Origin of the sequence: Pseudoalteromonas atlantica, assembly GCA_007988745.1 — a bacterium.
In the GTDB taxonomy this organism is placed as follows: Bacteria; Pseudomonadota; Gammaproteobacteria; order Enterobacterales; family Alteromonadaceae; genus Pseudoalteromonas; species Pseudoalteromonas atlantica.
In genome coordinates this window covers 1-12,589 of sequence record BJUT01000047.1, presented here as the reverse complement: position 1 = coordinate 12,589, position 12,589 = coordinate 1, and the positions used below count along the sequence as shown (strand labels likewise).

The window sequence follows — 12,589 nt, the reverse complement described above, 5'->3', positions numbered from 1 at the left end:
ATTGTAGGATTAACGCTGCGCGTTTATTTTGATACTATTAGCCCTCATTTATTAAATTTATAAGGTGTGCGGGTGGTAAACCTAGGTCAGTTGTTTGGCGAGCTTAAAACGTGCTTAAAAAAAGATCAGTTTATATTTAAAAAACGCTTACATGGCGTAAAAAAAATACAAGATGAGACTAAGCAGGCCAATGCCCTTGAAAAAATAGCGGCTGATATTACCCGCAGCCAGCAGCTACGTGAAAAACGTTTAGCTGAGCTGCCCGCTGTAACGTACCCTGAGCAATTACCGGTAAGTCAAAAAAAGGACGTCATTAAAGACGCCATTGCGAATAATCAAGTGGTGATTATTGCCGGTGAAACAGGCTCAGGTAAAACCACGCAAATACCAAAAATGTGTTTAGAGCTTGGCCGTGGGGTTGATGGCTTTATTGGCCATACCCAGCCACGACGTTTAGCCGCGCGCAGTGTAGCTAACCGCATTGCTGAGGAAATGAAATGTGAGCTTGGCCAACAAATCGGTTTTAAAATACGTTTTAGCGATCAGGTTTCTAATAATACGTATGTAAAACTGATGACCGACGGTATTTTGCTCGCCGAAATACAACAAGACCGCTTTTTAAATCAGTACGACACCATCATTATTGATGAAGCCCATGAGCGCAGCTTAAATATCGATTTTATTTTAGGGTATTTAAAAAACTTACTGCCAAAGCGCCCCGACTTAAAAGTTATTATTACCTCGGCGACCATTGATCCTGAACGTTTTTCAAAGCACTTTGATGATGCGCCAATTATTGAAGTGTCGGGACGTACATTCCCCGTTGAGGTGCGCTATAACCCTATAAGCGATATAAATAAAGACGCTATGGAAGCCGAAGGCGACCAACTGCAAGGTATTTTTGATGCGGTAGATGAGCTGTGCGCTGAAGGGCCCGGGGACATTCTCATATTTTTAAATGGCGAGCGCGAAATACGCGATACTGCAGAGGCGCTCTCTAAACGTAATTTAAAACACACCGACGTATTACCACTTTACTCGCGCTTATCTAACGCAGAGCAAAATCGTATATTTGCCCCGCATTCGCGCCGCCATATTATTTTATCAACCAACGTGGCCGAAACCTCATTAACGGTGCCGGGTATTCGTTATGTAATAGACCCAGGTACAGCGCGTATTAGCCGTTACAGCTATCGTACTAAAGTACAGCGTTTACCTATTGAGCCAATTTCTCAGGCAAGTGCGAACCAGCGTATGGGACGCTGTGGCCGTGTTGAAGCGGGTATTTGTATACGTTTATACTCGCAAGATGACTTTATATCTCGCCCAGAATTTACAGACCCAGAAATACTGCGCACTAATTTAGCCTCTGTTATTTTGCAAATGTTGGCATTAGGGCTTGGCGATATGAGCGAGTTTCCGTTTGTACAAGCGCCAGATAGTCGCAATATTAACGATGGTTTAACCCTACTTGAAGAACTTCAGGCGATTAAGCCGAGTAAAAAGCGCCATCAAACGAGTTTAACGCAATCAGGGCGTGAGCTTAGCCGCTTACCGGTCGACCCGCGTTTAGCTAAAATGGTGTTGACGGCTAATAAGCTCGGTGCACTACGAGAAGTTATTATTATTGTGGCAGCGCTGTCGATTCAAGACCCCCGAGAGCGCCCGCAAGAAAAACGCGCCGCAGCGAACGAAAAACACAGTCGCTTTGATGACCCTGACTCGGATTTTATTGCTTTTTTAAATCTTTGGAATTACCTAGAAGAGCAGCAAAGTGAGCTGACAAATAGCCAGTTTAGAAAGTTGTGCCAAAAAGACTTTTTAGCTTATATGCGTATTCGTGAGTGGCAAGACATTGTTTATCAAATAAGCACTGTGTGCAACGAAATGAAAATTAAAGCCACCACGCAAGTGGCTGACTCAGAGCTAATACACAAAGCGTTACTGAGCGGCATGTTAAGTCACATAGGCTTTAAAGACGAAAAGCAAGTATATAAAGGCGCTCGTAATAGCCAGTTTCATATTTTTCCGGGTTCTGGATTATTTAAAAAGAGCCCCAAATGGATTATGTCGGCAGAGCTGGTAGAGACCAGTAAACTATACGCACGTATTAATGCCAAAATAGATATTAATTGGGTAGAGCCCCTTGCACAGCATTTAGTAAAACGAAGCTATTCTGAGCCGCATTGGGAGAAAAAACCAGGCGCTGTTATCGCGTTCGAGCAACAAACCTTGTACGGCTTATTGGTGGTTAATAAACGCCGCTGTGTGTATAGCAATATAGACCCTAAAGTTAGTCGTGAGCTGTTTGTACGCACCGCCCTTGTAGAGCAAGAGCTTGGCTTAAATGAGCAATTTTTGGCGTACAACCGCGAGCTAATAGAAGATATTCAGGTACTTGAGCATAAATCGCGACGTCGCGATATTTTGGTTGATGAGCAAACGTTATTTGAATTTTACGATAAAAAAATACCTAAAGAAATTAACAACCGTGCAGCCTTTATTAAGTGGTATAAAGCCCAAAAGCAAAAAGACAAACGCTACCTATACATGTCCCGTGAAGAGCTTATGCAGCACGGTGCAAGTAATATTACTGAGTTTGATTACCCTGATACATGGCAGCAAGATAATATCATTTTGCCACTGAGCTATCATTTTGATCCAGGACAAGCTGTTGATGGGGTGGCTGTACAAATACCGGTAGCACTTTTAAACCAAGTGCAAGAAACCGGGTTTGATTGGCACATACCTGCCTTTAGGCATGAGCTAATAAGCGGTTTAATTAAATCGTTACCTAAGTCGTTACGTCGTAACTTTGTACCTGCTCCCAATTACGCTGATGCTGTACTGGCCGCCATTGAGCCTATGCAAGGCAGCTTACTTGATGCACTTACTACACGCTTACTAAGAATGACAGGCGTAAAAGTAGATATAGAAGCGTGGGATCTAAACGCACTGGCGCCTCATTTAAGATTGCAGTTTGAGGTGCGTGATGAGCACGATAAATTGCTAGCACGCGGACTAGATTTAGCAAAACTAAAAGCACAGCTGCAAGGCAAAGTAACTGATACGCTATCAAAGGTGGCCGATAAAGGCATTGAAAAAGCCGATTTAACACAATGGGACTTTGGCGCTTTGCCTGCCTCGTACGTTAAAAAGCAAGGCCAATACGAAATAAAAGCTTACCCAGCGCTGGTAGATAAAAAATCCACAGCGGCAATTGAGCTCTTTGATAGTGAAGAAAAAGCCCAGCAAGCGCACCAGCAAGGTTTACGGCGTTTAGTATTATTAAATGTGCCGTCGCCAATAAAGTACCTTCAGCAAAACTTGCCTAATAAAGCCAAACTGGGCTTGTACTTTAATCCGTTTGGGAAAATTGCAGACTTAATTGACGATTGTATTGCCGCCGGCGTAGACAGCTTATTAATAAAGCATGGCGATATACGCGATGAAGACGCTTTTGATAAAGTTAAAGAGCAAATTAGGGGCGAACTAGGCGATGCTGTGGTAGAAATTGCCACCCAAGTTGAACAAGTTTTAAGCATTGCTCATGCGTTACATAAAAAAATGAAAGGGCGTGTCGATTTAACTATGATAACTGCCCATGGCGATATAAAATCGCAGCTTGAGTCACTTATCTTCAAAGGATTTGTGAGCGCTCACGGTGCGAATAAAATGCCCGACCTAATTCGTTATTTAAAAGCGATTCAAAAACGTTTAGAAAAACTGCCTGTTGATCCTAACCGCGATAGATTGTGTGTTTTAGAACTTGAAAAAGTAGCGCAAGAGTACAAAAAGCTCGTAAATAAAATTCCAAAAGGCTTGCCTATTCCGCAACAGGTAAACGCTATTTTTTGGATGCAGCAGGAGCTTAGGGTGTCACTGTTTGCGCAAACCTTAGGTACCCCATATCCTATTTCTGCAAAACGCGTTATGAATGCGATAAAAGAGATAGAATAAAACTTGCATTTTCTATTAAGCTTAGTACCTTAATAGAAGGATTTATTTTTGGTTGAGAAGGAAGCGACATACCTATGTCCTCATCGGTTGAACATAAGATTAAGCGATTGTTAGTTGTAGATGACGAGTATTTTAATTATGAAATGCTTAAATCTGCCCTGACCTCAAAATTTGATGTTAGTTATGCTGACTCGGGTAAAAGCTGTTTGGCGTCTGCCATTGCTAACCCGCCGGATATTATTTTGCTTGATGTATGTATGCCTGGCCTAGATGGGTATGATACATGTCGGATGCTTAAGCACACGCCTGAGACTAAAAATATACCTGTTGTTATGGTTTCGGGCTTAGAGTCGCCCTCGGAAAAGCAAGCTGGCTTTGATGCAGGGTGTGATGCCTATGTAGTAAAACCGTTTTCGATGGGTACTTTATTTGAGCAAATAAACACGGTTGTTTAAAGGTGATGCATGTTTACTGAAGATAAGCGCAATTTTAGACGTATGCAGGTGAATACTCCTGCGCAATTAACAACAATAGAGCCTGTTGCTGGGCTAAATTATACCGCAGAATGTGTTGATTTAAGTGCCACTGGGTTATCACTACATTTAGATGACTTGCTTGAGCTCGATACTTTGTTACAGGTTAATATAGAGTCGACTCACCCAAGTATTGCCTCTTTAAATGCAACGGCTAAAGTTATACGTGCTAGCAAAGAAGACGATGGCACCATTACCGCGGGATTAGAAATAGTTCAGTTTAATTAAATTGAATAAACACCTAGCGGCTGGCTTTTGCTATTGCGGGTGTTAAATAACGTTCGATTTTATTACCTACGTCCTTGTAGGTAATAACAATAATTTTTAGTAAACCTTACAAATCAAGCCTTTTAAGTAAAAGCCTTCAGGGTAACTGCCAGCAATAGGGTGATCGGCCGCTTGATTTAAACGCTCCATAATCAATAGCTCTTTACCTGCATCTAGCGCAGCGTCTGCTACCACTTTTTGAAACAAGTTTTGCTCCATTAATCCAGAGCACGAGAAGGTAAGTAATGTACCGCCTGGTTTTAATATTTGCATAGCAATCATGTTTATATCTTTATAACCACGACACGCCCCGGTTAACTGCGCTTTGTTGTCTGCAAATTTTGGAGGGTCCATCACAATAGTATCAAACTGTTTGCCTTCCTCACGGTATTGGCGTAATAGCTTAAACACATCTTGTTTTACAAAATCGACTTTATTTAAATCTAAGTTATTGTGCTCTACGTTACGCTTAGCGGTATCCAGTGCTGGTTGTGATACATCAACATTCGTGACGTGTTTACAGCCACCACGTAGTGCGTAAAGTGAGAAAGTACCTGTGTAGCTAAAGCAATTTAATACGGTTTTATCTTTTGAAAAGCGCTCAAGTGCTGCGCGGCTATCACGCTGATCCAGGTAAAAGCCTGTTTTATGACCTTCTAAAATGTCTACTTCAAGCTTTAAGCCATTTTCTTCAATAACCACCGGCTCTGAAGGTTCGTTGCCCCACAGTACACCTTTAATAGGTTCTAAGCCTTCTTTGGTGCGCACGTCTACATCTGAGCGCTCATAAATATTCGCGCCAGGAAAAATAGCCATTAACGCGCCTACAATTTCACCTTTATGGCGCTCAGCGCCGGCACTTAGTAATTGGCAAACTAAGGTGTTATCAAACTTATCAATGGTTACACCTGGCAAGTAGTCAGACTCAGCAGCACACAACCTAAAGCCAGTTAAACCGCCTTCGGCTATTGCATGCTCGCGAGCATCTAAAGCACGGCGTAAGCGACGCTCAAAAAAGTGTTGGTCTATTACTTCTTTTTCATCAAAGCTCCACACTCGCGCTCTTATTTGTGAGTGAGGGCTATAAGCTGCGGTGGCTAAAAATTTACCTTCGCTGTCGTGAATGGTAACCGTATCACCTAGGCCTGGTTTACCTTTAATTTTTTTGATGGCTTTTGAAAATAACCAAGGGTGTTTTCTTTTTAATGATTTTTCGCGACCAGCTTGTAGGTAAACGGCAGATGACATAATGCTTCTCAGTTGTAATAAATAAGCGCTGTATTTTAGTCAAGCATAGGGCAACATACAATGAATGTTTTGCAAGGGAGGTGTAAAGCGCGTTAAAGTACGGATAATTCTCATATAAATTAGTTTTTTGGAACATCACTGTGGCCAACACTGCTTTAAGCCCTGAGTTACAACAGCTTGATTCTCAATGTCGCTCATTTATTACTTCGTTAATACATGCCGATGTAGCACACGACATAACGCATATTGAACGCGTAGTGCGTGTTGCCATTCAATTATGTCACGCCGAGCAAGCCAATATGAATATTGTTTTGCCGGCGGCGTGGATGCACGATTGTGTTGCGGTGGCAAAAAACCACCCCGATAGAGCAAAAGCATCTACTATGGCGGCAGATAAAGCCATTGCGTTTTTAAAATCAATTAACTACGACGCATGTTTGTTTGATGATATTCATCATGCTATAGCTGCCCATAGCTTTAGCGCCAATATAGCGGTTAAAACTGTAGAAGCGCAAATCGTGCAAGATGCCGATAGAATGGATGCACTCGGTGCAATAGGCGTTAGCCGTTGTATGAAAGTAGGGGGCTCTATTAGCCGTTTACTGTATAACCCTGATGACCCATTTTGTGTTAACCGCGAAGCAGATGATAAAACCTATACCCTTGATCACTTTTTTATTAAATTGCTTCATATTGCTAAGAGCATGAATACGCCCTCAGCTAAAGCCGAGGCAGAGCGACGCACAGAGTATATGTATGCGTTTTTAGAGCAGCTAAAATCAGAAATTGGTCAATAATATGAGCGCTCCTTTATTATCGGGCATTGATCATTGCCACCTTAATGTTGAAAACATCCAAGAAGCGCTAAAGTGGTACAAGCAGGTACTAGGCTTTAGCGTAGTTGAAGAGCTTGCCTTTTGGGATGAAAATGGCAAAGGGCCACTCACACTTGAAGATAGCGCAAAAACAACGCGTTTAGCGTTATTTGAAGGACAAGGGCGAAGCAAAGGTATTGCGTTTGCAGCCACCGGTGCACAGTTTATTGGTTGGGTTGATTATTTAAATGGCTTAAACATAAAAACTGTACTGGCTGATCACGGTGTAACGTTTTCGCTTTATTTTAAAGATAACAGTGGGAATAGCCACGAAATAACCTCTCATGACTACCCGCACATAAAAGCGGTATATGGTGATGTAAAACAAGGCTCACGCACGCGCAATACTTAGTGTTGCTCTTGGTATGTGTTTTTAATTGCGATTATAGCATCGAGCTTATTTACAAATAAATTGATGAGGTGTGGGTCAAAGTGTTTACCCGCTTGTGCTTGCATATGCTCAAGCGCCTCTTCTACACCCCAAGCCTCTTTATACGGGCGTTTAGAGGTAAGGGCATCAAATACATCTGCAATAGCCACAATACGCCCTTCAACCGATATTTGTTCGCCTTGTAAACCATTAGGGTAGCCACTGCCATCCCACTTTTCGTGGTGCTCTATAGCCAGTTTATGGGCAAGTTGTAATAGCGGTGATGAGGAATTTGCTAAAATTTGCGCGCCAATAGCCGCATGCTGTTTCATGTGGTCAAATTCGTCAGGGGTTAATCGCCCAGGTTTTAATAAAATAGCATCCGGAATACCTATTTTACCTACATCGTGCATGGGGGCTGCTTGGCGAAGCAGCTCTGCTTGTTGCTCACCCATGCCAAATTCTAATGCTAATAATTTACTGTATTGGCTCATCCTAGCAATGTGCTCGCCAGTGTCTGTGTCTTTGTACTCTGCAGCGCGGCCTAATCGATGTACTAAATCAACATGGGCTTGCTTTAATTGCTCGGCTTGTACAAGCGATAAATGCGTTTTAACACGTGCGCGCACAATCGCGGGGCTAATAGGTTTAGTAATGTAATCAACAGCACCGAGTTCAAAGCCTTTAAACTCATCGCTTTCATCACCCAAAGCCGTTACAAAAATAATTGGGATATGCGAAAGCGCGAGTGTGCTTTTAAGTATTTCGCACACCTCAAAGCCATTCATATCGGGCATCATGATATCGAGTAATATAAGTTTAGGCTGTTCTTTTTCTAGTAGCGCAAGTGCTGCAGCGCCTGATTTAGCAAAAGACATACGGTATTGATTACCTAATACTTCTCGCATGACTTTTAAGTTAGCAGGTTCATCGTCAACGATTAATATACGTGGTTTGTCGTTGCTAAAATCCATTCAATATTCTCATTCTTGGGTAAACTCTTTAATTAGACCGTCTAGCACGTGTTGCGCCTGATCAAAGTCAAATTCATCAAATGCGTTTACAACCTCATTTACTTGAGTTTGTAGGTGTGCAGGGGCGTTATTTTCAAGCTGCGCAAGCAAAACATCGTTGAGCTCGGCGCTTTGCGCTTCATGGTGCAGCGTTTCACACAGTGACTTTAATTCAGCCGCGTTTAGCGTGCTTTTTTGCTCAGTATTTTCACTCTCAGCAGGCGTGATTTGTGCGCACTCATCGCCTGATATCAATTGCGTTATTGTCACTAACTCGTCTTTTATTTGTGTTACTAACGCTGTAGATTGCTCAGAAGTTTGCTCACGCTCTAAATTGGCTAATAAAGTCATTAATGTTGTTAGGCCTAAATTACCGGCGACCCCTTTAAGGGTATGTATCAGACTATTGGCGTTTTTAATCTCAGATAACTTACTGTTAAATAAAATATCAAATCGTTTATTGCTGTCATTTATAAATTTGGCAATTTCGGTTAACTGTTTGCATTTATTACCCCAAAGCATCACACCTTTTTCAAAGTCGATGTGTTTAGCCTCAGGGTCTGATTGGCTAATAACCATATCTTTAGCAATACCTAAGCCAAGCACCTGCGCAATCTCTTGGTTAAGCTGATTTATATCTATCGGCTTATTAGCAAAGCCGTTCATGCCGGCACGTTTAGCTGTGAGTTTATCTTGCTGTAGGACGCTTGCCGTTAACGCAATAATGGGGGTAAATTTAAGCTGCCTTTGCTTTTCTATGGCTCTAATTTTTGTGGTTGCTTCTATGCCATCACACTCAGGCATATGAATATCCATTAAGATGACATCAAAATCTTGTTTCTCGAATATTGCAATAGCCTCTAAACCGTTGCTTGCTTTGCTTACCAAATGTTGATCTTTAGAAAGTAATAACGAAAGCAGCTCGGTGTTTTGCTCAATATCATCCACCACAAGTACCCTTAGCGATGGTAATTGAGTGTGCAGGCCATCGAAATGGTCTATTTTTTCTGCATCGCCTTGTTTAAGCGGTAAAGAGAAGTAAAAGCAGCTACCTTTGTTTTCTTCACTGACTAGGTTTATAGTGCCGCCCATTAGCTCTACTAATTGTTTACTAATGGTTGTTCCCAGGCCTGTACCGCCAAAGCGACGAGTAGTGGTGCCATCGGCCTGAACAAACGGCTGAAATATAGCTTTAACACGGTCTTTGGCAATACCTATGCCGGTATCTTGCACTTCAAAAAAGAGCTGATCAGTTTGCGTAGTACTTACAGTGAGCTCAACCGAACCTTGCTCGGTAAATTTAATGGCGTTACCGATGAGGTTAGTTAAAATTTGCCTTAACCTATCTGGGTCGCCATAGTAAGTTGTGGCAACAGAATCTTTAATGTTCAACTTTAAACGCAAGTCTTTCTTTTTTGCTTCAAGCCAAAATGTCGAAATAATGCTATCGAGTACTTGTTTTAAACTAAAGTGAACGGGTTCAATAGTTAGCTTTCCGCGCTCAAGTTTTGCGGTATCAAGCACTTCGTTAAGTAACCTTAATAATGAACGCGCCGCATTATTAACTGTAACCAAGTGCTTTTGCTGTTCTTGGTTTAGCGGAGTGTCCATCAGTAGGTCGCTAAAACCGATAATAGAATTCATCGGCGTGCGGATCTCATGGCTCATATTAGCCATAAAAGATTGCTTAGCGTGCGCTGCTTCTTCAGCTTGCAATTTTGCCTGCTCAAGTTTGTCTTCGTATTCTTTTTGTTCTGTAATATCAACCAATACCCCATCTATCCACTGCGGGTTATTATCTTTATCACAGGTAATACTGCCTTTATCTAATACCCAGGCAACTTTGCCGTTACGGTGGCGAATACGATACTCTACCGAGTACTTTAAACTTGAGGTCATGGCTTGCGCTACGGCTTCGTTTACCGTTGGCTGATCTGTTTTCAAAATAAGATCGTTAAGTTCTATGCAGCTTTCTGTGAACTCTTCTGGCGTGTACCCTGTTAGTTCAGCCACTGTTGGGCTGATAAATAACATGCTCCAGTTTTCGTCGTACTTACAGCGAAAAGCAGCGCCAGGCATATTATCCATTAAAGAGCGGTACTTTTGCTCTTTTTCAATAAGACTTTGCTGCATAGCGCGTTGTTCGGTTAAATCGGTGATAAAGCCAACATATAACGGCATATGGCCTGGCTGATTAACTTCCCCTATACCTAAGCGAATAGGAAAAAGGTGGCCATCTTTGTGTTTGGCAGACACATCCCTATTTATACCAATTACTTTACCTAGATCTACATTTTTGGCGTGAGACAAATAGCCATCATGGTGGCGAGCGATTTCATCGGCCATCAGCATTTTTACATTATGACCTTGAACTTCGTTTTCTCGCCAACCAAAAATTTTGCTGGCAGCTTCGTTAAAGCTCAAAATAATGCCGGTGTGATCTATAGTCACAATGCCATCAATAGCAGTGCCTAAAATAGCATTTAGTCGAGATTCATCCGCCGATTTTTCCTCAAGCAGTAAGCGGTATCTAACCATGCCATTTATAACTGCAATGACACAGGTTATAGCAACGGTCGCGGTAGCTACGGCAATAGCCACAAAAGCAAGCTCAGTGGTTGACTCTTCGTAATCGGGTAAAAGCGGAGAGGTTGCAACAAAGCGGGTAGCAGCCATACCCATATAGTGCATACCAGCCACCGCTGAGCCTAAAATAACAGCGGTAATAGAGCGCGCTTGCAGTTGTGATAAATTAGGTAGCAAACGCGTTAAATGATAACGCGTAAAAAGTGCTATGAACGATAAACCAACAGCGACCACAATTGATAAAGCAAATATGATTGCATCGTAACGTAGTAACGGGGCCAGCTCCATTGCTGCCATGCCGCTGTAGTGCATTGTACCAATGCCTGAGCCTAGTAAAATAGAGCAAATAATAAGGTGTTTGTATGACCCTTGCGATTTTACTAAAATCGAAAAAGCGTACTGACATGCAATAAACGCCGGTAAAAAAGACAAAACGGTAATGATTGGGTCGTAGTGTATTTCTGTGCATAACGAAAAGGCCAACATACCTATAAAATGCATACTCCAAATACCGGCCGATAAAACAGTGGCACCGGTCACATTGGCTAAGCGTTTATAGCTTTCGAATTGCGTTTGCTTTGCTACATCAACCAACCAGATCGTAAAAAAGGCAGCAAAAATAGCGGTAATGACCGATAGACTAACCAGTATAGGGTTATATGCACCGTTGATAATGAGGCTCGGATCGTGGTCGGTTATAAAAAATGCAGACAGCATAGTGGCTCAAATTAGTATCTTTATTGAACTAGTTTAATAGATTTATTTTATAAATAAACTGTTAATCTAATAATTTATATTATAAATCAGCGAGGTTACTTTTTAGCATTAAAGTATTAACATGCGTAGCGTACTTTATTAATAAGACGTGATTTTGCGTAAATAAAAATAATAATAAACACTGAGCCCATTTATTTATCGCTAAATAACTGCATTGATTAAATAAGGCTTTATAATACGCTTTTATTTATATTTAGAGCATACACCTTGTTTGAGTATCAGCTAAAACGCAGTGCAAGGCGTAAAACAGTGGCAATAAAAGTTAGCCAAAAATTAGTTACTGTTTATGCGCCTACACACGTGCCAAAACTACAAATAGAACAATGGCTGTTTAGTAAAAATGAGTGGGTAACTGCGCAATTGCATAAACAACTTAACGCCATTGATACTCAACAACACCCGTTTAAAAACCAGCAAATAATGGTTTTTGCTAAGCCATATACCATTACTTTTGCAAAAGGGACACGCTCGCATGTTCAGCAATCCGATAGCGTATTTACTATTTACACTTCTAATCGAGTAAAAAAACAGCCTGAAAAACGCAAGCAGTTACTTTGCCTTGCCCTTGAAGAAACGCTAACAAACTACATTGAAATGCGTTTAGCTTATTATTGCCAACAGATGTCAGAAGCATTACCGACTAAATTGACGATTGGAAGTTATAAACGTAAGTGGGGGAGTTGTAATTCTCGGCGAGAGCTAACCTTTAGCCTTAACCTTGTTGGGGCGCCTCATCATATAATTGATTATGTTATTGTGCACGAATTGGCTCATTTAAAGTATTTGAACCACAGCAGCGCTTTTTGGAAGCACGTAGCTAACTTTTATCCCGATTATAAATCTGCATCAGCATGGCTTAAAAACCACGGGGCAACATTACAGTGGGTATTTGATAATTAGTCTAAAAATGAAGTTTTAAATAGTGATGAAAAAGGTATAGAAAAGGATACTGAAGATAAG

At 41.5% G+C, this 12,589-nt stretch carries 9 protein-coding genes; 6 read left to right on the top strand and 3 right to left on the bottom strand.

The window, feature by feature from the left end; translation table 11 throughout:
• Nucleotides 1-72 precede the first annotated feature (72 nt).
• From hrpA to PAT01_RS15905, 3 genes are all read left to right on the top strand, one after another.
• On the top strand, nt 73-3,960 hold the full coding sequence (hrpA, locus tag PAT01_RS15915; RefSeq protein WP_138579558.1) for an ATP-dependent RNA helicase HrpA: 3,888 nt from the start codon (nt 73-75) through the stop codon (nt 3,958-3,960).
• Nucleotides 3,961-4,034: 74 nt separating this feature from the next.
• Nucleotides 4,035-4,415, top strand: coding sequence for a response regulator (locus tag PAT01_RS15910; protein ID WP_024034218.1), 381 nt, complete (start codon nt 4,035-4,037; stop codon nt 4,413-4,415).
• A gap of 9 nt (nt 4,416-4,424) precedes the next feature.
• Nucleotides 4,425-4,721, top strand: coding sequence for a PilZ domain-containing protein (locus PAT01_RS15905; protein WP_004589184.1), 297 nt, complete (start codon nt 4,425-4,427; stop codon nt 4,719-4,721).
• Between the two features lie 96 nt (nt 4,722-4,817).
• Here the strand turns inward: PAT01_RS15905 and PAT01_RS15900 are convergent, their stop codons facing one another.
• The gene (locus PAT01_RS15900) at nt 4,818-6,008 is read right to left on the bottom strand and encodes a class I SAM-dependent methyltransferase (RefSeq protein ID WP_121637668.1); all 1,191 of its coding nucleotides are present in this window, start codon (nt 6,006-6,008) and stop codon (nt 4,818-4,820) included.
• A 140-nt stretch (nt 6,009-6,148) separates the two neighbouring features.
• On the opposite strand from PAT01_RS15900, the gene PAT01_RS15895 reads away from it, so the two are divergent.
• The gene (locus tag PAT01_RS15895) at nt 6,149-6,805 is read left to right on the top strand and encodes an HD domain-containing protein (protein WP_004589186.1); all 657 of its coding nucleotides are present in this window, start codon (nt 6,149-6,151) and stop codon (nt 6,803-6,805) included.
• A 1-nt stretch (nt 6,806) separates the two neighbouring features.
• A complete protein-coding gene (locus PAT01_RS15890; RefSeq protein ID WP_064386669.1) occupies nt 6,807-7,235 on the top strand; it encodes a VOC family protein in 429 nt (142 codons plus the stop codon).
• On the opposite strand, the gene PAT01_RS15885 is transcribed toward PAT01_RS15890, so the two are convergent.
• Entirely contained in the window at nt 7,232-8,227 is a 996-nt protein-coding gene (locus PAT01_RS15885) for a response regulator (protein ID WP_154945793.1), read from the bottom strand. The genes PAT01_RS15890 and PAT01_RS15885 overlap by 4 nt on opposite strands.
• A gap of 9 nt (nt 8,228-8,236) precedes the next feature.
• Nucleotides 8,237-11,569: an MHYT domain-containing protein gene (locus PAT01_RS15880; protein ID WP_138579564.1), complete on the bottom strand. Its 3,333-nt coding sequence runs from the start codon at nt 11,567-11,569 to the stop codon at nt 8,237-8,239.
• A 309-nt stretch (nt 11,570-11,878) separates the two neighbouring features.
• Between PAT01_RS15880 and PAT01_RS15875 the strand changes: the two genes are divergently transcribed.
• Nucleotides 11,879-12,529 (top strand): M48 family metallopeptidase, encoded by a 651-nt coding sequence (locus PAT01_RS15875; RefSeq protein ID WP_085065543.1) that lies wholly within the window; start codon nt 11,879-11,881, stop codon nt 12,527-12,529.
• Nucleotides 12,530-12,589: the final 60 nt, after the last annotated feature.